The following is an 18,930-nucleotide window of genomic DNA, read 5'->3' as shown; positions in this document are numbered from 1 at the left end:
GCCCGTGCGCGCCCTGCTGGCCCTCGTCGCAATCGTCTTCTCCCTGGCGGCGGGCGCGGCGAACGCTGCGGAGACGCCGATCCGGGTGCTCTATCTCGACCAGTCGGTCGGCTGGCGACATCGGCCGGTGACGCGGCCCGCCGAAGGCTTCGCGCCTTCGGAGGCGGCGATGATCGCCATCGGCAAGGCCAGCGGCGCCTTCACGGCCGAGGTCACCCAGGACGCCCGCGAGATCACGCCGGAGCGACTGGCGACCGTGGACGTGCTGGTGTTCTACACCACCGGCGCCCTGCCGCTCTCGCCGCAGGCCTGGGCCGCGGTGCAGCAACGGTTCGCAGCCGGCAAGCTGGGGTTCCTGGGCCTGCACAGCGCCGCCGACACGGCCTGGGCCTACGAGGGGCCGGGCCTCGACTACACGACCTTCATCAATGGCCAGTTCGCCGGCCATCCGTGGACCGAGGACCAGAAAGTCCAGGTCAAGACGCTCGACAATCACCCGCTGGCCGCGCCGTGGGGACACAGCGTCGACCTGGTCGAGGAGATCTACCAGTACAAGCGCTTCGACCCGGCGGCCGTGCGGGTGATCCAGAGCCTCGACTTTTCGGGCACGCCGCTGAAGCGGCCCTATGCCGTGCCGGTCAGCTGGGTGCGCTCGGTGGGCAATGGGCGACTGTTCTTCACCAACCTTGGGCACAACGAGGCGACCTGGGTCGATCCGCGCTTCGCCGAGCAGATCGTACGGGCGGTGCGATGGACGGCGTGGCGAGCGCGGGGCGAGGATGCGCCCAATCCCCGCGAGCAGGCGCGCGACCAGGTGCGGGCGCTGCTGACCTATGCCGGCGAGAGCGATGTGGAGGCGCGGGCGGCGCGGGTGAAAGACGAGGCCTGGCTGCTGGACGTGGCGGTTCGGATCGCGGCGCTGCGGGAGGTCTATCCCGGCAAGCCGGAGGCGGACCGGGCAAGGTTCGAGGCGGCGTATGGACCGCTGCTCGCCGAGGTCAGGGCGAAGACGGGGCGCTAGGAACCTCCCCCTCTGGGGGAGGCGATCGCGCAGCGATCGGTGGGGGGAGTTGGTGCAGGATCGGCCAGTACATCGGCGGCCGAAAACTTCCCCCCACCGGCCTTCTGCCGCCTCCCCCAGAGGGGGAGGTTCCTAGAATTCCGCAAGCAGCCGCGCATGCGCCGCCACGTCCGCCGGCCATTGCGCCAGCCCGGCCTCGAACCCTTCCCGGTCGCCGGCGTAGAGCGCGCGCATGGCGGCCTCGAAACCGGGCGCGTCGCCGGCGGCGGCGCTGGCGAAGCGGTACGCCGCGTCGCGGGCCCTGCGCTGGCGGTCGGGGGCCTCGGCTTCGCGGCGGGCGGTCTCGACCAGCTTGCGCAGGGCGACCGAGGCGCCGCCGGGCTGGGCGGCGAGCCAATCCCAGTGGCGCGGCAGCAGGGTGACCTCACGGGCGACGACGCCGAGTTTGGGCCGGCCACGGCCGCGTGGGGCCTTGGGCTCGGCCACGGTTCCTGGGGGCGCCAGGCGCGCGGCGAGGTCTTCGGGGCTTCCGCGCAGGTCGAAGTCCACCTGCCGGCCGTCGGGATCGAAGATCAGGATCGGCGCGTCGGGGCGCTGGTTCACCACCGCCTGGGCGGCCAGGGCGACGGCGAGCTTGTCGCCGGCGGCGAGGCGCCGACCGGTCTCGAACAGGGCGTAGGTCATCGGACGAGGTCTACCGCGTTCAGCGTTGCGCACCAGTGCTTGCGACGGTCGGCCAGGCGCAACGCCCTGCCCTTCGGCTCCAGACCCGCATCATCGATGGTCTCCAGCACCTCGAAGGCGAAGGCCGTCTCGCCGTGCGCGTTCCAGGCGCCCTGCAGGCGGGCGTTGGGATGCGAGCCGAGGCGCAAGGAGAACCAGACGCCGTTCCTGCGGGTGGCGACGTTGTCGGTCCCGCCGACGAAGGCCTGGCCGGTGCGGACGCAGCGCACGGCGTAGACGCCGGCCGTTCGCTTCTCTTCCTTGTAGGCGCGTAGCAGCGCCTTGCGCGGGGTCATGGCCGCCTCCTTGTTGGCGGCCTTTTTACCCGGGCAAATTATGAAGTCAATATTACCCGGGTTTTTTTCCGTGCATCAGCAGGCCATACAGCGTCCCAGCCAGGATCGCGCCGACGAACCAGGCGTACTGGTAGATGACCGTCCACGGCGTACCGACGCTGGCGAAGGCATGCGGGGCGGCGGCGTGCAGGAAGCCCGGCAGGTTCGGCGCGACCCCGACGGCGAAGGCGACCAGGGCCGCGGGGTTCCAGCCCGCGCGATAGGTGTAGGCGCCGGCGCGGTCGTAGAGGGCGGGCACGTCCAGAACGGTGCGGCGCAGGATCCAGTAGTCGACGATCAGTATGCCCGCGATCGGCCCCAGCAGCGCGCCGTAGCCCGTGAGCCAGACGAAGATGTAGCCGGCGGTGCTCTCCAAGAGCTTCCACGGCATGATCAGCACGCCGATGCCGGCCGTGATCCAGCCGCCTATGCGGTAGGTGATGCGCCTGGGCCAGAGGGCGGCGAAGTCATAGGCCGGCCCCACCAGGTTGGCGGCGATATTGCACGAGACGGTGTCGAGGCTGATGATCACCAAGCCCAACAGCACCGCGACGCCGCCGATGTCGCCCGACAGGGCCACCGGGTCCCAGATCGCCTTGCCGAAGATCAGCACCGTGGCCGAGGTGACGACGACGCTCATCGCCGCCAGCAGGGCCATGGGTCCGGGCAGGCCCAGCGCCTGGCCCAGGATCTGGTCCTTCTGGGTGCGGGCGAAGCGCGTGAAGTCGGGAATGTTCAGCGCCAGGGTCGCCCAGTAGCCGGTCATGGCGGTGACGGCGGGTCCGAAGTCGGCCCAGAAGCGGCCGGCCTTGGCGCCGCCGGGATCGTAGGCCGAAGGCTCGTGCAGGATGGGTCCCAGGCCGCCGGCCTTGGACAGCGCCCACCAGACCAGCGCGAGACAGACGACCACCTTCACCGGCGCGGTCCAGGTCTCGAGCTTGCGGACGGTCTCCAGCCCCTTGGTGACGAAGGCCAGCTGGATCAGCCAGAAGGCCAGGAAGGCCAGCAGCTGGCCGACCCCGATGCCCAGCAGCGGTACGGGCGGGCCGTCGAGCCTGGCGCCGACCATGACGCCCAGCAGGGTCAAGAGCGCGCCGCCGCCGATCCAGGTCTGGATGCCGTACCAGCCGCAGGCCACGATCGCTCTGGCAAGCGCCGGCAGCCGCGCGCCGCGCCAGCCGAACGAGGCGCGGGCCAGCACCGCGTAGGGCACGCCGTGACGCGCGCCGGCATGGCCGATCAGCAGCATGGGCGCGAGCACGATCAGATTGCCCAGCAGCACGGCCCAGACCGCCTGGCCGGCCGACATCCCCTGCTCCACCAGGCCCGCAGCCAGCATGTAGGCGGGCACGGCGATGACCATGCCCAGCCACAGGGCCGCGAAGTGGCGCGCGCGCCACGTGCGCTGGGCCGCCGTGGTCGGCGCCAGGTCCTCGTTCCAGAGGGTGTTGCTCTCGTCCGCCATGCGCTCCCCCGAGCTTCTCCCAAGGCGCGAGCATGCGCGGGCGCGGTCAGGCCGTCACCTGGGAAATCGCCGTTCTCAGTAGGCGAAGCGGATGCTGAGCCCCACGCGGCGCGGCTGGGGCGAGAACGACTGCGGCAAGCGGCCGGCGGTGATGAACAGCGGCGCATCGGAGTCGAGCAGGTTCTCGACGAACACCCCGACCGAGCGACGGCCGACCTCGAGCGCCACGCGGCCGTCGATCAGGGTCACGCCGCCCAGGTCGCGTCCCGCGCCGGGGCTGACCGACTCGAAGGTCGATCGGGACTCGCCGACATAGGCGGCCGAGCCGGTGAGGATCAGGGCCGCGCCGCCGGCCAGCTCGCGGCGGGACTCGCCCCACAGGGTGAAGGCCAAGCGCGGCACCGCCGGCAGGTGGTCGCCCTCGCGCCCCAGGCCCGCCAGGGCGCCGGTGGTCTGGTCGCGGCTCAGCACCGCCTCGGTGGCGGCGAAGTTGAAGCCGACCTTGGCGCCTCTCCGGCTCCAGGTCGCGTCGAACTCGGCGCCGTCGATGCGCGCGCGGCCAAGGTTGGTGACGAAGGCGAAGGCGCCGTTGTCGCTGGTCGCCGAGTACTGCATGTCGCGCCAGTCGATGCTGTAGAGCGCCAGGTTCGCCGACAGCCGCCCGCCCAGCCAGCGCGACTTCAGGCCCAGTTCGCGGTTCCACAGCGTGTCGGAGCCATAGGCCTGCAGGCCGGACGGCAGGCCCGGCGCGGTGTTTATGCCGCCCGGCCGGAAGCCCTGCGAGATCTGCATGTAGCCCATCACGCGCGGGGTGAAGCGGCGCGAGGCCATGCCCTTGACGCTCCAGCCGGTCTCCTCGACCCGGTTGCGGAAATTGCCGCCCGAGGTGTCGGAGATGACGTTGACCACCAGCACCTCGCCGACGGTCTTCTTGTCGTAGGAGAAGCGGCGCGCGCCGATGGTGATGTCGGAACGGTCGTCGAGCGCCAGGGTGGCCTCGCCGTAGACGGCCACCTGGTCCAGGCGGGTATCGACGATGCGCCGGCCGGTGAAGCCCGCCGCGTCGACCGGCAGGCCGGTGCGGGGATCGGCGACGCGCACCTGGCTGTCGATGGTGTCGCTGCGGGTCTCGGAGAAGACGCCGACCGTCCACTGCAGGGGTCCGTCGCGATCAGAGGTCAGGCGCGCCTCGCGCACGTCGGCGGTCAGGTCGATGGGCTGGTACAGCAGGCCCGGCGTGCGGCTGTCGACGTAGGAGGCGTAGGCGCCCATCTGCCCGGCGTCGCAGGCCAGGCTGGAGCCGAGGGCCAGCCAGCGGGCGCAGCCGGCGGCGCTGCCGCGCTCGGCCTGCAGGGTGCCGGTATAGTCGATCTGGCGGGTGTTGTTCCACTGGTAGCGGGCCAGCGAGGCGGAGAAGCGAACGCCGGGAAGCCGGCTCTCCATCGACAGCGCGCCGAACAGCACCTCGCTGTCGAAGGGCGTACGGACGAAGTTGCGCGAGACGTGCGAGGGCTCGCCCGGGGCGCCGGCGCCGGTGTCGTTCAGGCGCGAGTCCTGGGCGGTCAGCAGCAGGTCGAAACGCAACGCCTCGCTGGGCCGCCAGACCGCGGCCAGGCGCCCGCCGACCGTGCGGCCGGCATTGACCCCCTGGAGGCCAAGGCGCGCATTGTCGGAGAAGGCCGCCTCGTCGCGGCGATAGGCGGTCAGGCGCACGGCCGCGCGATCGTCGGCGAAGGCCTTGTTGGCGACGGCCGTGACCGCGCCGCCGGCCCGGCCGCCGACCACCCCGCCCTCGATCTCCAGGCCCAGCTGGTCGCGGGACGGATCGGCGCGATTGAAGGCCACCTTCATGGCCCCGCCCATGGCGCTGGAGCCGTAGAGCGTGCCCTGCGGCCCGCGCAGCACCTCCAGCCGGTCGACGTCGACCAGCAACAGGTCGGGGAAGGAGCCGCCTGGATCGGCCGTGGTGCCGCTGGGCCCGGAGACCGGAATGTCGTTGTAGTAAAGCGCCGTCGTCGCCTCGCCCGAACCATAGACGCCGCGCAGGGTCATGCGCATGCGGCCAACGCCCGTGCTGGTCAGGGTCAGGCCCGGCAGGCGCTGGGCCACGCGCTCGAAGGTCACCGCGCCCGCCGCGTTCAGGGCCTCGCCGCTGATGGCGCGGATCGACAGCGGGGTGTTCTGCTCGGCCGTGGCCCGGCGCAGGGCTGTGACCATCACCGCGTCGATCTCGGCCGAGACGATGGGAGCGATCGGGGCGGCTGGCGGCGGCGGACGCTCGGGCGTGCCGCGCTCGATCAGCAGCCGGCCGCCGTGACGCCGCGCCACGAGGCCAGAGCCGGCCAGCAGCCGATCCAACGCCTCGTCGGCCTCCAGCCGGCCGCGCACGCGCGGGGCGCGCAGGCCGGTCACCAGGACCGGGTTGAACAGGATTTCGATGTCGGTCTGGGCGGAGAAGGCGGTCAGGGCGCGGGCCATCGGCGTGCCGGCGGCGATATCGACTCGGCGCGGCGCGGCCGCCGCGACCACGGGGGTCGCGAACGCGGCGAGCGCCAGCCAGCCGGCGAGCGCGCAGCGACGATGACGTATGTGCAAAACCCCCGGGGCTCCAGTACGCGGCAGCGCCCCTTCCTCCACTGCTGCGTTCGCCAAGGCCAGTCCCCTCGTCGCCGTTGACCGGCGATCCGGTCCCCGCGCCCGGGCCAGGGGGACCGCACGGAGGACTCTGCCTCATAATCTGGCAGGCGGGGCGCCCCTGCGGCAAGAGCGAGAACGTGGGTTGACCGCGCCGTCACGCTGCTGACGAATGATCGCAACAAAAAAGACTCGTTGTGTCGGGGACGACGAATGGCGCTGGCGAATCTTGCCGCTGGAGCGCGTGGAAGCGAGGGCCTGGCCCAGGCTTCCCTGCCCTACCAGCAGGCCCTGAAGGCTTTCTTCCGCAGAAGAGTGGAGGGCGGCGAGGTCGACGACCTCGTCCAGGAAGTGCTTCTTCGACTGCATAACCGCCGTGACGGCGGGGAAGTGTCGAACCTCGGCAGCTTCATCTTCCAGACGGCGACCAACGTCCTTCTGGATCGCCGCCGGCGCGACACGGTTCGCAAGCGCCAGGCGCACTGCGAACTGGAGGAGGTTCATCACCCCCTCGACGAACTGTCTCCGGACCGCATTCTTCAAGCCAAGGAGCAGGCCGCCGTCGCCGCTGCCGCCCTCGGTGACCTTCCCTTAAGGACGCGCGCTGCATTCATGCTCGTGCGATTTGAAGGCATGAGTTACAAGGCGGCGGCCGCTCAACTGGGACTCTCAGTCAGCGCGGTCGAGAAACACGTCGCCAAGGCTCTCAAGCACCTGACGAGCCGTCTGCAGGAACACGATGCGCCACACCGTCCCAAACCTGGCTTCTTCCGGTGAACCGGACGCCGCGGAATGGGTCGCGCGTCTGCAGAACCGGCCGAACGACCTTGGCCTGCGGCGTGACTTCGATTCCTGGCTGAAGGCCGATCCGGCCAACAAGGACGCCTATGCCTCGGCTTCGGACGCCTGGGCCCGCATCGGCGCCCTGACCGACGAACCCGAGATCCTGGCGGCCCGCGCCCGCCTGAACGCCGACCTGGCCGCCGACCAGCAGCGCCGCCGCGCCCGCCCGCAGATGCGCTGGGCCGCCGCCGTCGCCGCCCTGGTCACGGCCGGCGGCTTCGGCACGGCCCTGTGGCTGGCGACCGCGCCGTCCGACCACGCGCCGGCCGTCGCCCCCGCCCAGACCGCCCAGGCGGTCTATCGCACCGGCGTGGGCGAGCAGAAGATCATCACCCTGGCCGACGGCTCGATCGCCACCCTGTCGACCGACTCGGTGCTGCGCGTCACCGAATGGGGCCCGCGCCGCGCCCTGACGCTCGATCGCGGCGAAGCCTTCTTCCAGGTGGCCAAGAACCCGCAGCGTCCGTTCGTGGTCACCGCCGACGGCCGCACGGTCACCGCCCTGGGCACCGCCTTCAATGTGCGGATCGATCCGGGCAAGTGGTCGGTCAGCCTGCTGGAAGGCAAGATCCGCGTCGCCGACCCTGCCGGCCGCAACAGCGTCGACCTGCTGCCGGGCTCGCGCCTGGAGCAGCAGGCCGGCTCGACCTGGGCCGTGGCCGCCGCCGACGTGGCCGCCCTGACCAGCTGGCGCGACGGCAGCCTGATCTTCGACAACCAGCCGCTGGAACAGATCGTCGGCGAGCTGAACCGCTATTCGGTGCGCAAGATCCGCATCGACTCCCCGCGCGTGGCCGCCACCCCGATGAGCGGCCGCTTCAAGACCGGCGATGTGGCTGGCTTCGTCGACGCCCTCAGCGCCTACGGCGCGGCCAAGGTGAAGACCGGCGCGGGCGGCGAGATCGTCCTGGTTTCGCCGTAGGGTGTGATCCCTCCCTCATCGAGAGAGGGAAATATCGTCTCTGGTTGAGGAACCGCCTCCGGCCTGCGTCATGAATACCGACAGCGGCGCCGTTCGCGCCGTTCGCAGGGAGGCTTTTCGTGACTTCGATCCTCAAGACCGCCGCCGCCAGGCTGGTTGGCGTTTCCATGCTGATGGCCAGCAGCGCCATCGCCGCGCCGCTGAACGCCGCGCAGAAGACCCAGCTGAAGGCGAACGTCGACGCCTACACCCCGCAGATGAACGAAGCCGCCCTGAAGATCTGGGACTATGCCGAGCTGGGCTACCTGGAAACCAAGAGCACCGTCGTCCTGCAGGACCAGCTGAAGGCCGCGGGCTTCGAGGTGAAGGCCGGCGTCGCCGACGAACCGACCGCCTTCGTCGCCAGCTTCAAGCAGGGCAAGGGCCCGGTGATCGCCATCCTGGCCGAGTTCGACGCCCTGCCCGGCCTGTCGCAGGCCGCCGCCCCGACCAAGACCCCGCGTCCTGAAACCGACAACGGCCACGGCTGCGGTCACAACCTGTTCGGTGCGGCCTCGGTGGCCGGCGCGGTCGCCCTCAAGGCGTGGATGATCCAGAACAAGGTGCAGGGCGAGGTCCGCGTCTACGGCACCCCGGCCGAGGAAGGCGGTTCGGGCAAGGTCTACATGGTCCGCGAAGGCCTGTTCAACGACGTCGACGTGACGCTGCACTGGCACCCGGGCAACGAGAACTCGGCCCGCCAGGGCACCTCGATGGCCAATATCAGCGGCAAGTTCCGCTTCCGCGGCAAGTCCTCGCACGCCTCGGGCGCCCCGTGGGCGGGCCGCTCGGCGCTGGACGGCGTGGAGGTGCTGGACACCGCCGCCAACTTCATGCGCGAGCACATCCCGGACGGCACGCGGATCCACTACGTGATCACCAACGGCGGCAAGGCCCCGAACGTCGTGCCCGACTTCGCCGAGGTCTATTACTACGTTCGCAACAGCGACCCGAAGATCGTGGTCAGCGTCATGGACCGCATCAAGAAGGCGGCCGACGGTGCGGCCATGGCCACCGAGACCACCGTCGAGTTCGAGCAGACCGGCGGCGTCTACAACCTGCTGCCCAACGACGTGCTGGGCAAGGTGATGCACGACAGCCTGACCAGTGTCGGCGGCGTCACCTGGACGCCGGAAGAGACCGCCTTCGCCAAGACCCTGGCCACCAGCCTGACCAACGGCGGCGGCGACCTGGCCTCGGTGGGCAAGATCCAGTCCTACGCCCCGGCCGACACCAAGGGCGGCGTCGGCGGCTCGACCGACGTGTCGGACATCTCGTGGGTGACGCCGACCGTGGGTCTGTCGACGGCGACCTTCGTCCCGGGCTCGGCCGGCCACAGCTGGCAGAACGTGGCGGCAGCCGGTTCGACGATCGGCCTGAAGGGCGCGGCCGTCGCGGCCAAGACCCTGTCGATCACTGGCGCCGAGCTGTTCATGAACCCCAAGCTGATCGCCGACGCCAAGGCCGAGCTGAACGCCCGCCGCGGCGACGGCTTCCAGTACAAGGCCATGGTCGGCGACCGCAAGCCGCCGCTCGACTACCGCAAGCCGGGCGGCGCGGAGTAAGCGTAGCCAAGGATATCCTCGCCCCGCGACGGGCTCAGGGTGAGGATATCTACTGAACCGTCGTTGAAATGGTCCTCATCCTGAGCCTGTCGAAGGAAGAGGACCACCAACGCCTGTCAGGCCTGGACGCCCCGCGCCTTCAGCTTGGCCTTCAGCTCGCGGATCGGGCGGGCCAGCAGGAAGCCGAACGAGACCGCGCTCTCCTTGGTGTGAACCGCGTGGTGGATGCGGTGGGCCTGGATCAGGCGCTTCCAGTAGGCCGACTTGCCCAGCGGAACCTTGAAGCGCTGGTGCACCATGCCGTCGTGGAAGATGAAATAGACCGCGCCGTAGGCGGTGATCCCCAGACCGATCGGCAGCAGCCACGGATAGCCGCTGGTCCCGAAATAGATGGCGACGATGGCGGGCGCGGCGAACACCACCGCGAACAGGTCGTTCAGCTCGAAGGCGCCGTGGCGCGGCTCGTGGTGCGAGCGGTGCCAGGCCCACCCGAAGCCGTGCATGACGTACTTGTGGGTGAACCAGGCGAAGCCTTCCATGAAGGCGAAGGCGCCCAGGAACAGGGCGACCTTGAGACCGAAGGTGACCATCGCTTCTCTAACTCCAAAGCCGGCGACCTGACTGCAGCAGGCCTTCGGCTCCCGTCCTTGTTCTAGCGCAAAGTCCTAGCGCTGCGGATCGCGCGACAGGGCCTGGGCCACGAGCAGGCCCGCAGCGCCCACGGCGGCCAGCACGAGCCAGGCCTTATACACCGCCGCGATCCCGGCGTCGCGCCAGAGCACGGCCTGATAGGCGTCGATCACCCAGGCGTGGGGCGTGAACCAGCCCAGGCTCTGCAGCCAGGCTGGCATCAGGAAACGCGGAGCCATGCTGCCGCCGATCGCCGCCAGCACCAGGATCACGAAGGTCGACAGCATCTGGGCCTGGTCGCGCGTGCGGCACAGCGAGACGAGGCCCAGCGCCAGGCCCGCCGAGCAGATCCCGGCCGCCAGGGTGGTGGGCAGCCAGAGCGCCAGGTGCTGCAGCGCCTCGACGCCGTAGATGGCCTGCGCCACCATGAAGATCATCACCGCCTGGACGAAGGCCTGGGCGGTCAGGAACAGGAACTTGCCCGTGACCACCGGACCCATGCCGGCCACGCCCGCCAGCAGGCGGTCGGCGACGCCGGCGCGGCGCTCCTCCATCAGCGACAGCGCCCCCTGCATGGCCGAGAACAGGGCGAACAGGATCATCACCGCCCCGGCGTAATAGGCGATCACCGCCCCGCCCTTGCGGGCCCCGGCGATGTCCTCGCGGGCGAACAGGTCGTCCTTTACGGCCGGCGGCCTGGCGCGCAGCTGCGCGGCGGCGGCGTCGACGCGGGCCGACTGGACCGGCGTCAGGACGCCCAGGGCGGGCGTCAGGGACTGAACGGAGCGATGCAGCACCACATCGGGCGCGGCGGCGGCCAGGGCCTGCTGGGTGCGGGCCTGGGTCAGGGGCGCGGCCACGGCCCGCGACGGGTCGGCGATGATCAGGAACGGCTTGCCCGGCCTGGCGGGATCGGCGCTGATGACGAGGCCGGCGTCGACCTGGCCCGACTTCACGCGCGAGCGCACGGCCGCCGCGTCGGGCGCGGTCTCGGCGCGGACGTCGGGGCTCTTCAGCAGGGCGGCGGCGACGCGGCGCGAGGCCTCGGTCCCGGCCTGGTCGGCGACGGCGATCTTGGGCTGCAGGTTGTCGCCCGAGGTTCCGGCGAACACCGACGAGAAGATCAGGAACACCAGCGGCGGCAGCAGGAAGGTCATGACCAGGGCCGCGCGATCGCGCCACAGCTCCAGGGCCATCACTCGCATCATGGCCAGCGCCATGGCCAAACGCGCTCTCATGCGGCCTTCCGTTCGGCGACGAGGCTGAACAGGTTGGCCAGCGACGGCTGGCGCACGCGGATCTCGCGAGGGGCAAGGCCCAACTGGCGCAGACGCGTGTCCAGCCGGCCCGCAGCGCCATAGCCGCCGCTGTCCAGACGCGTCCAGACGCCCTGGCGGCGGGTGGGCTCCAGACCCTCGGCGGCAAGATGGATCTCGCCGGCCATGTCGACACCTTCGGACAGGTGGACGAGGATCTCCATCTGGTCGCCGAACGCCTCGGCCACCAGGGCGCGCGGCTCGCCTTCCAGCACCATGGAGCCGTCGCGCAGGAAGCCGACGCGGTCGGCCAGGGCGCCGGCCTGGTCGAGGTCGTGGGTGACGATCAGCACCGCCACGCCCAGGTCGCGCAGGTCGCGGATCACAGCGTCGACGGCCTCGCGGGCGTCGATGTCGACCCCCACCGTCGGCTCGTCGAGGATCAGCAGGGTCGGTTCGTGAACGATGGCCGCGGCGATGTTGGCGCGACGCTGGAAGCCGCCCGACAGGGTGCGGACCGGCGCATCGGCGCGCTCCAGCGTGCGGGTCAGCTCCATGGCCCGTCGCACGGCGGCCGGGATCCTGGCGCGCGGCACCTCGGCCAGAACGGCGAAGGTCTCGATGTTCTCGCGCACCGACAGGTTGGCGTAGAGGGCGATCTCCTGCGGCACGAGGCCAAGGCCCGCGCGGGCGGCGGGGACGCGGGCCGGATCGGCGCCGTTCAGAAGCACGCTGCCCGCGTCGGGCCGCAGCCGGCCGCAGATGGCCCGCACCAGCGTGGTCTTGCCCGCCCCGTTGTGGCCCAGCAGGGCGTAGATCTGGCCGGGGCGCAGCGACAGGTCGACGCCCTTCAGGACGCGGCGCTGGCCATAGGACCGCACGACGCCTTCAGCGACCAGAATAGGCTCTGGATTCACGCCGCCGCCTTGCGCCCGGCGAACAACCGTCCGGCATAGACCCCGAGCAGGCCGCCGCCGCCGGCCGCGTTCAGCGCCGCCTCGGCCAGGGCCAGGTGCTCTTCCATGGCCGCGCGGGCGCCGGAAAGGCCCAGGCGCGTCACGGCCGTGGTCATCGACGCGTCCTTGCCGACGTCCTTGCCGGCCGCCTCGACCGAGCCCTCGGCGTCGATGATGTCGTCGCGGATCTGGAAGGCCAGGCCCACTCGGCGGGCGAACTCGCCCACCTGCTCGACGGCGGCCGCGTCGGCGCCGCCGATCAGCGCCCCGACCTGGGCGGCGGCGATGATCAGCACGCCGGTCTTCTCGTGGTTCAGGCGGTCGATGGCGGCCATGTCGCGCAGCTGGTCGCGATCGAGCAGGTCGCGGGCCTGGCCGGCGACCAGGCCCATGAAGCCCACGGCCTGCGCGGCGCGGCCGCTGATCTCGGCGCGCAGATCGCCCGGCAGGCCTTTGTCGGCGGCGATCACCGCATAGGCCTGGTTCAGCAGGCCCACGCCCGCGAGGATGGCGGTGGCCTCGTCGAAGGCACGGTGAATCGTGGGCAGCCCCCGCCGCAGGCCCGCATCGTCCATGGCCGGCAGGTCGTCGAGGATCAGCGAGGCGGCATGGATCATCTCGAAGGCGCAGGCCGCGTCCAGCGCCGCGCCCTCGCTCGCCCCGAAGGCTTCGGCGGCCAGCAGGGTCAGCATCGGACGAAAGCGCTTGCCCGGCGCCAGCAGCGAATAGCGGACGGCTTCGACGAGGCGGTCAGGAGCGGTTCCCGGCGCGGGGGCCAGCTCGGCCAGACGGCGGTCGACGCGCGCCCGCAGGGCCTCGATCCGTGGCAGCAATCCCTGTTGCAAGGCGACCTGGTCGTCCATCTCGCGAGTCGATGCCTCCCCCGCCCAGTCGCGGGCCAGTCATTTGAAGGCGCCCTGTCGCGGCGTCAACCCGAGCGGGTGGAGCCGGCGGGTCTTGACCGCAAGCGCGCAGGGCGCGTCCATGCGGCATGTCCCAGCCCCTGCCCTCTCCCGCCGCCCACGCCCGCGAGATCCTGGCCCGCCTGGGCGTCACGGGCCTTTCCGCCGACGGCGGCAGCCTCGTGCGCTCGCCGATCGACGGCCAGGTCATGGCCCATGTCGCCTTCGACGACGCCAGGGCCATCGAGGCCAAGGTCGCGAGCGCGGCCCGCGCCTTCCGCGCCTGGCGCTGCGTGCCCGCCCCGCGCCGCGGCGAGCTGGTCCGGCTGCTGGGCGAGGAGCTGCGGGCGGCCAGGGCCGACCTCGCCGCCCTGGTCACCCTCGAAGCCGGCAAGATCGCCTCCGAAGGCGCCGGCGAGGTGCAGGAGATGATCGACATCTGCGACTTCGCCGTCGGCCTGTCGCGCCAGCTGCACGGCCTGACCATCGCCTCGGAGCGCCCCGGCCACGCCATGCGCGAGACCTGGCATCCGCTGGGCCCCGTCGCCGTGATCAGCGCCTTCAACTTCCCCGTCGCGGTCTGGGCCTGGAACGCCTGCCTGGCCCTGGTCTGCGGCGATCCGGTGATCTGGAAGCCGTCGGAGAAGACGCCGCTGACGGCCCTTGCGACCCAGGCCCTGCTGGACCGCGCCATCGCCCGCTTTGGCGAGGACGCCCCGGCCGGCCTGTCGTGCGTGGTGCTGGGCGGCCGCGACGCCGGCGAGCGCCTGGCCCGCGATCCGCGCGTGCCGCTGGTTTCCGCCACCGGCTCGACCCGCATGGGCAAGGCGCTGGCCCCGGTCGTGGCCGAACGCTTCGGCCGCTCGATCCTGGAGCTGGGCGGCAACAACGCCATGATCGTCGCCCCCAGCGCCGACCTGTCGCTGGCCCTGCGCGCCATCGTGTTCTCGGCCGCCGGCACGGCCGGCCAGCGCTGCACCTCGTTGCGCCGCCTGATCGTGCACGAGAGCCTGGTCGACAAGCTGGGCGACGCCGTGGCTGCCGCCTTCGCCCGCCTGCCGGCCGGCGACCCGCGCCAGGACGGGGTGCTGCTGGGGCCGCTGGTCGACAAGGCCGCCTACGAGGCCTTCGTCCATGCCCTCGACCAGGCCCGGGCCGACGGCGCCGAGATCATCGGCGGCGAGCGGCTGAACCTGGCCGACGCGCCCGACGCCTTCTACGTCCGCCCCGCGCTGGCCCACCTGCCCGCGCCGACGGCCGGCATGGCCCGCGAGACCTTCGCCCCTCTGCTCTACGTCGTGCCCTATGCCGAGTTCGACGAGGCGGTGGCGATGCAGAACGATGTCCCCCAGAAGCTGTCGTCCTGCGTGATGACCAACGACGTGCGCGAGGCCGAGGCGTTCATGGGCCCCTGGGGCAGCGACTGCGGCATCGCCAACGTCAATATCGGGCCGTCGGGCGCCGAGATCGGCGGGGCGTTCGGCGGCGAGAAGGAGACCGGCGGCGGCCGCGAAAGCGGCTCGGACGCCTGGAAGCAGTACATGCGCCGCCAGACCGCGACCGTGAACTATTCCGGCGCCCTGCCCCTGGCCCAGGGCGTGCGCTTCGATCTGTAGAACAAGCTGCGCCTTATAAACTTTTTGCGAGAGTGAATAAGATCACACCCTGAAGTTGTCGTCAGCCGTAGCGTGCGCCCGCTCATTCCCGAGCCGGAGGCAACGTCATGTCGGCCTATCCCATCGCCATCTACGGCAACGGCCTGTTCCAGGACGGCTATCCCACCCCGCCCGTGCCCTACGCCACCCAGGCGCAGCAGCTGAACCAGGGCATCACCACCGTGATCCTGTGGTCGATCCACATCCACGAGGGCGGCGACCTCTATCTGAACGACACGCTGTTCGTCAGCAAAGGCCAGATCCAGTACGCCACCAACGGCTCCAGCGGCGTCAATCCCGACTATCCGGCCCTGGTCAAGCAACTGATGAGCGGCGGCAGCGTGCGCGACCTGCTGGTCTCGGTCGGCGCCTGGGGCACCACCAGCGACTTCACCGCCTGGCTGGCCGCGCGCGACCAGGTGAAGAAGAACCTGGCCGTGCTGCAGTCGACCTTCGGGATCACCGGCGTCGATTTCGACTACGAGGGCGACTACACCACCGACGACCAGAAGATGATCGTCACCCTGACGCTCGACGTCGGCTCGCTTGGTCTCTACGCCACCTACTGCCCCTACACCGCCGACGCCTTCTGGACGGGCTGCCTGGCCGACGTCTACGCCCAGAACGGCAAGAAGCAGATCGTCAAGTGGATGAACCTGCAGTGCTATGCGGGCGGCGCCGGCAACCATCCCAAGCTGTGGGCCCAACTCGTCGCGCAGACGCCCGACACCGGCGTGACCGACCCCTACGCCTTCATCGTGCCCGGTTACGCGGTGGAGGGCGCCCAGGGCGGTGATCCGTCCTACATCCAGCAGATGTTCGCGCACCTGGCCGGCTCGGGCATCACCGGCGGCTTCCTGTGGAACAGCAGCGGCATCTTCTCGACCGAGCCTGGCGGCGGTCCGACCCCGGCCGACTACGCCAAGGCGATCAGCGCCGGCCTGGGCGCCTCGACCTCGGCGCGCGAACCGGTCGACGCCTGACGTCCCGCAAGGCCCCCGTTCCGGCAAGCCGGCGGCGGGGGCCTTTATGGGTCGCATCCCCGGACGCATCACCCTAGGGTAACTCCACCCAAACGGTGATGAGGTGAGCGTGCAGACTGTCGAGATCGTTCTGGCCCTTCTGGCCGCCGTCGTCCTGAGCGGCGCGGCCGCCCGGTTCCTTCCCCTCGCTGTCCCCGCGCCCCTGGTGCAGATCGGCCTGGGCGCCCTGATCGCGATGGTCACCAAGACGCCGGTCTCGCTCGATCCGCACCTCTTCTTCCTGCTGTTCCTGCCGCCGCTGCTGTTCCTCGACGGCTGGCGCATTCCCAAGGACGAGTTCTTCAAGGACTTGCCCATCATCCTGGAGCTGGCGCTGGGCCTGGTGGTCCTGACCGTGCTGGGGGTGGGCCTGTTCATCCACTGGATGATCCCGTCCATGCCGCTGGCCGTGGCCTTCGCCCTGGCGGCGGTGATCTCGCCAACCGACCCGATCGCCGTGTCAGCCATCGCACAGCGGGTGGCGATCCCCAAGCGGCTGATGCACATCCTCGAGGGCGAGTCGCTGCTGAACGACGCCTCGGGCCTGGTCTGCCTGCGCTTCGCCATCGCCGCGGCCCTGACCGGCAGCTTCGTGCTGCACGAGGCGGTGCTGAACTTCGCCTGGGTGGCGCTGGCCGGCATCGTCATCGGCGTGCTGACCACCCTGGTGGTGACGACGCTGAACGCTTGGCTCAGCCGCGCCGGCGCCGAGGACGCCGGCCCCCAGACCCTGGTCAGCCTTCTGATCCCGTTCGCCGCCTACCTGCTGGCCGAAAAGGTGCACGCCTCGGGCATCCTGGCCGCCGTCGCCGCCGGCGTGGCCATGAGCTTCTCGGAAGCCGCGCGCCAGACCGTGGCCGCCACCCGCGTTCGTCGCAACATGGTCTGGGACACCCTGCAGTTCACCGCCAACGGCGTGATCTTCGTCCTGCTGGGCGAACAGCTGCCGTCGATCCTGGCCGGCGCGGTCGAGACCGTGCGCAGCACCGGCCACCACGAACCCTGGTGGCTGGCGATCTATGTCGTGGCCATCACGCTGAGCCTGGGCGTCCTGCGCTTCGCCTGGGTGTGGGGCTCGCTGAAGCTGACCCTGTTGCGGGCTCGCCGCCGCGGCGACCACCCGGTCAGCCCGGACTGGAAGATCATCACCGCCACGGCCTGCGCCGGCGCACGCGGGGCCATCACCCTGGCGGGCGTGCTGACCCTGCCGCTGGTCACCGCCACGGGCGAGGAATTCCCCGCACGCGACCTCGCCATCTTCCTCGCCGCCGGCGTGATCGTGCTGTCGCTGCTGATCTCAAGCGTCGCCCTGCCGCTTTTGATGAAGAACCTGCAGCTGCCGCCCGACACCGCCGCGCTGGAACAGGCTGAGCAAGCCCGGGCCAAGCTGGCGATCGCCGCCGTGCACGCGGTCGAGCACATGCAGTCGTCCTCGCCGCACGCCGACGACGCCGACTTCCAGACCGCCTCGGCCAGGGTGGTCGACATCTATCGCGACCGCCTGGACGGCCTGGCCCAGACCGGCGAGGTGGCCCAGGCCGCCCGCCGCGCCCGCGGCTTCGAGAAGGAGGTCCGCCTGGTCGCCCTGCAGGCCGAGCGCCAGGCCCTGCACAAGCTGCTGCGCCAGAAGGCCGTGCACGGCGCGGCCCAGGCCAAGCTGACCCGCGAGCTCGACCTGGCCGAGGCCCGCCTGCGGGTCTAGGCCTCAGAGGGTCACCGAGACGTCGATGATCGCGCCGGCGCCGGGCGTGAACGGGCCCCAGTCCTTCTGGACCGGGACGCCGGCCTTGTCCGCGCCCGCCAGCCGCAGGGTGTAGGTCGCGCCCGGCGTCAGCACGTGGCCGGCCACCGGCGGAAAGCGCACGTCGTTGGACACGAAGTCGACGGCCCAGGCGGGCGGCGGCGTCTTGCCGGTGATCATGCCGACAAGCACCGCCGGTCCCGTACCGTCCAGCAGCAGCACCTGCACAGGACCGACCGCGTCCTTGCGCTGCAGGGTGACGCTGAACCAGGCCTCGGTGACGGCCGGACGCGGCGTCGCGCCCTCGGCTGGACCGATACGGCGGAAGCCCAGAGCCTTGAGGATGTTGTTCACCCCCGCGCTGCCCCCGGCCAGGACGAGGCCGGTGATGAAGACGCCCAGCCCGCCCAGCGGCGAGACCTCTCCCTGCCCGCCGTAGAGAGCCTGGTACAGCGAGGCGACCACGTCGAACTTCAGGCCGTGGGCCACCAGCCAGCCGACGATGACGGCCACCGGCGTACGCAGGCCCCGGCTGCTCAAGTGGTTCTGGAACACCCGCCAGCCGAACAGCACCGCCAGGGCCGACTCCAACACCACCGCGATGGCCAGCACGCCAAACAGGATGCGGAAGATGGTCTCGTATTCCAGCGCCGACAGATCGGCCGCCTCGGCGCGATCCTGGGCCTCGCCGGTGAGGTCTCCGGCGTCGGCGGCGGGCTGCGGGACGGGTGTCGCGGGCGGAGCCGAGAAGGTCACCGTGCCGCCCTGCGGCGGCGGGTCCTGCGCCGGCGTCTGCGCTTGCGCGGCGCCCATCCCCAGCGCGGCGGCCAGGCAAAGCGCCGCGATCCCACGGCCGGTCCAGTGCATCGTCTTCATGGTTCCCCCTCCCCGAAGCGTCGAGGAACCACACAACCACGAAGCGATGATGGTGAGCAATGGTATCGGAGGGTGCGAGCCTTCGCCTCAGTGGAGGCAGGCCGGACGTGAAGCTGGGGCCGAAGCAGAACACCCCAATCCGTAAAATCCCCGCTTTCGCGGGGATTTTACGGATTGGGGAATGGGGGGCGAGATCCCCCTTTCCCCTCAGTCGCTTCGCGACAGCTCCCCTTTAGGGGGAGCGTCCCGGCTCAGAGCGGGATGTTGTCGTGCTTCTTGGCGGGGTTGGTCAGCACCTTGCCCTTGAGGGAGTGGAGCGCCCGGACGATGCGCTTGCGGGTGCCG

Annotated in this window: 17 protein-coding genes; 7 read left to right on the top strand and 10 right to left on the bottom strand. The window is 70.9% G+C overall.

What is annotated here, in order from left to right; translation table 11 throughout:
* The first annotated feature begins 4 nt into the window (after positions 1 to 4).
* Positions 5 to 1,021, top strand: a complete 1,017-nt coding sequence (locus DDF67_RS02080) for a ThuA domain-containing protein (protein ID WP_109099311.1) — start codon at positions 5 to 7, stop codon at positions 1,019 to 1,021.
* A gap of 132 nt (positions 1,022 to 1,153) precedes the next feature.
* Here the strand turns inward: DDF67_RS02080 and DDF67_RS02075 are convergent, their stop codons facing one another.
* From DDF67_RS02075 to DDF67_RS02060, 4 genes are all read right to left on the bottom strand, one after another.
* The gene (locus tag DDF67_RS02075) at positions 1,154 to 1,705 is read right to left on the bottom strand and encodes a DUF2239 family protein (RefSeq protein ID WP_109099310.1); all 552 of its coding nucleotides are present in this window, start codon (positions 1,703 to 1,705) and stop codon (positions 1,154 to 1,156) included.
* On the bottom strand, positions 1,702 to 2,040 hold the full coding sequence (locus tag DDF67_RS02070; protein ID WP_109099309.1) for a GIY-YIG nuclease family protein: 339 nt from the start codon (positions 2,038 to 2,040) through the stop codon (positions 1,702 to 1,704). Before DDF67_RS02070 ends, DDF67_RS02075 begins: the two co-directional genes overlap by 4 nt.
* A gap of 52 nt (positions 2,041 to 2,092) precedes the next feature.
* A complete protein-coding gene (locus DDF67_RS02065; RefSeq protein ID WP_109099308.1) occupies positions 2,093 to 3,544 on the bottom strand; it encodes an NCS1 family nucleobase:cation symporter-1 in 1,452 nt (483 codons plus the stop codon).
* Between the two features lie 75 nt (positions 3,545 to 3,619).
* Positions 3,620 to 6,139, bottom strand: coding sequence for a TonB-dependent receptor domain-containing protein (locus DDF67_RS02060; protein ID WP_109099307.1), 2,520 nt, complete (start codon positions 6,137 to 6,139; stop codon positions 3,620 to 3,622).
* Between the two features lie 252 nt (positions 6,140 to 6,391).
* On the opposite strand from DDF67_RS02060, the gene DDF67_RS02055 reads away from it, so the two are divergent.
* The 3 genes from DDF67_RS02055 (at position 6,392) to DDF67_RS02045 (ending at position 9,547) form a co-directional block, all read left to right on the top strand.
* Positions 6,392 to 6,955 (top strand): RNA polymerase sigma factor, encoded by a 564-nt coding sequence (locus tag DDF67_RS02055; RefSeq protein ID WP_058350622.1) that lies wholly within the window; start codon positions 6,392 to 6,394, stop codon positions 6,953 to 6,955.
* A complete protein-coding gene (locus DDF67_RS02050) occupies positions 6,918 to 7,943 on the top strand; it encodes a FecR family protein (RefSeq protein WP_109099306.1) in 1,026 nt (341 codons plus the stop codon). The genes DDF67_RS02055 and DDF67_RS02050 overlap by 38 nt, the downstream gene beginning before the upstream one ends.
* 119 nt (positions 7,944 to 8,062) lie before the next feature.
* Positions 8,063 to 9,547, top strand: a complete 1,485-nt coding sequence (locus DDF67_RS02045) for an amidohydrolase (protein WP_233247503.1) — start codon at positions 8,063 to 8,065, stop codon at positions 9,545 to 9,547.
* Positions 9,548 to 9,663: 116 nt separating this feature from the next.
* On the opposite strand, the gene DDF67_RS02040 is transcribed toward DDF67_RS02045, so the two are convergent.
* From DDF67_RS02040 to DDF67_RS02025, 4 genes are all read right to left on the bottom strand, one after another.
* On the bottom strand, positions 9,664 to 10,137 hold the full coding sequence (locus DDF67_RS02040; protein ID WP_109099305.1) for a sterol desaturase family protein: 474 nt from the start codon (positions 10,135 to 10,137) through the stop codon (positions 9,664 to 9,666).
* A 75-nt stretch (positions 10,138 to 10,212) separates the two neighbouring features.
* Positions 10,213 to 11,415 (bottom strand): ABC transporter permease, encoded by a 1,203-nt coding sequence (locus DDF67_RS02035; RefSeq protein ID WP_109099304.1) that lies wholly within the window; start codon positions 11,413 to 11,415, stop codon positions 10,213 to 10,215.
* Positions 11,412 to 12,350: an ABC transporter ATP-binding protein gene (locus DDF67_RS02030; protein WP_109099303.1), complete on the bottom strand. Its 939-nt coding sequence runs from the start codon at positions 12,348 to 12,350 to the stop codon at positions 11,412 to 11,414. Before DDF67_RS02030 ends, DDF67_RS02035 begins: the two co-directional genes overlap by 4 nt.
* Positions 12,347 to 13,252 carry a polyprenyl synthetase family protein gene (locus tag DDF67_RS02025; protein WP_109099302.1) on the bottom strand — a complete coding sequence of 302 codons (906 nt, stop codon included), beginning with the start codon at positions 13,250 to 13,252 and terminating at the stop codon, positions 12,347 to 12,349. Before DDF67_RS02025 ends, DDF67_RS02030 begins: the two co-directional genes overlap by 4 nt.
* A 128-nt stretch (positions 13,253 to 13,380) precedes the next feature.
* Between DDF67_RS02025 and amaB the strand changes: the two genes are divergently transcribed.
* The 3 genes from amaB to DDF67_RS02010 all read left to right on the top strand — a co-directional run bounded on the left by amaB (position 13,381) and on the right by DDF67_RS02010 (position 17,670).
* The gene (gene amaB, locus DDF67_RS02020; RefSeq protein WP_109099301.1) at positions 13,381 to 14,907 is read left to right on the top strand and encodes an L-piperidine-6-carboxylate dehydrogenase; all 1,527 of its coding nucleotides are present in this window, start codon (positions 13,381 to 13,383) and stop codon (positions 14,905 to 14,907) included.
* Between the two features lie 107 nt (positions 14,908 to 15,014).
* A complete protein-coding gene (locus DDF67_RS02015; protein WP_109099300.1) occupies positions 15,015 to 15,929 on the top strand; it encodes a glycoside hydrolase family 18 protein in 915 nt (304 codons plus the stop codon).
* A gap of 109 nt (positions 15,930 to 16,038) precedes the next feature.
* Positions 16,039 to 17,670 (top strand): Na+/H+ antiporter, encoded by a 1,632-nt coding sequence (locus DDF67_RS02010; protein ID WP_109099299.1) that lies wholly within the window; start codon positions 16,039 to 16,041, stop codon positions 17,668 to 17,670.
* A gap of 3 nt (positions 17,671 to 17,673) precedes the next feature.
* Here the strand turns inward: DDF67_RS02010 and DDF67_RS02005 are convergent, their stop codons facing one another.
* Positions 17,674 to 18,585, bottom strand: a complete 912-nt coding sequence (locus DDF67_RS02005) for a hypothetical protein (RefSeq protein ID WP_109099298.1) — start codon at positions 18,583 to 18,585, stop codon at positions 17,674 to 17,676.
* Positions 18,586 to 18,836: 251 nt separating this feature from the next.
* A partial coding sequence (locus DDF67_RS25885; RefSeq protein ID WP_233247513.1) for a hypothetical protein occupies positions 18,837 to 18,930 on the bottom strand: 94 nt, incomplete at its 5' end.

This window comes from Caulobacter endophyticus, from assembly GCF_003116815.1.
GTDB classification, from domain to species: domain Bacteria; phylum Pseudomonadota; class Alphaproteobacteria; order Caulobacterales; family Caulobacteraceae; genus Caulobacter; species Caulobacter endophyticus.
This window is presented reverse-complemented; position numbering and strand designations above follow the sequence as displayed.

Coding starts and splice junctions, on each gene's coding strand:
- DDF67_RS02075 (WP_109099310.1), bottom strand. CDS start 1,705: ATGACCTACGCCCTGTTCGAGACCGGTCGGCGCCTCGCCGCCGGCGAC.
- DDF67_RS02070 (WP_109099309.1), bottom strand. CDS start 2,040: ATGACCCCGCGCAAGGCGCTGCTACGCGCCTACAAGGAAGAGAAGCGA.
- DDF67_RS02065 (WP_109099308.1), bottom strand. CDS start 3,544: ATGGCGGACGAGAGCAACACCCTCTGGAACGAGGACCTGGCGCCGACC.
- DDF67_RS02055 (WP_058350622.1), top strand. CDS start 6,392: ATGGCGCTGGCGAATCTTGCCGCTGGAGCGCGTGGAAGCGAGGGCCTG.
- DDF67_RS02050 (WP_109099306.1), top strand. CDS start 6,918: ATGCGCCACACCGTCCCAAACCTGGCTTCTTCCGGTGAACCGGACGCC.
- DDF67_RS02040 (WP_109099305.1), bottom strand. CDS start 10,137: ATGGTCACCTTCGGTCTCAAGGTCGCCCTGTTCCTGGGCGCCTTCGCC.
- DDF67_RS02035 (WP_109099304.1), bottom strand. CDS start 11,415: ATGAGAGCGCGTTTGGCCATGGCGCTGGCCATGATGCGAGTGATGGCC.
- DDF67_RS02025 (WP_109099302.1), bottom strand. CDS start 13,252: ATGGACGACCAGGTCGCCTTGCAACAGGGATTGCTGCCACGGATCGAG.
- amaB (WP_109099301.1), top strand. CDS start 13,381: ATGTCCCAGCCCCTGCCCTCTCCCGCCGCCCACGCCCGCGAGATCCTG.
- DDF67_RS02015 (WP_109099300.1), top strand. CDS start 15,015: ATGTCGGCCTATCCCATCGCCATCTACGGCAACGGCCTGTTCCAGGAC.
- DDF67_RS02005 (WP_109099298.1), bottom strand. CDS start 18,585: ATGAAGACGATGCACTGGACCGGCCGTGGGATCGCGGCGCTTTGCCTG.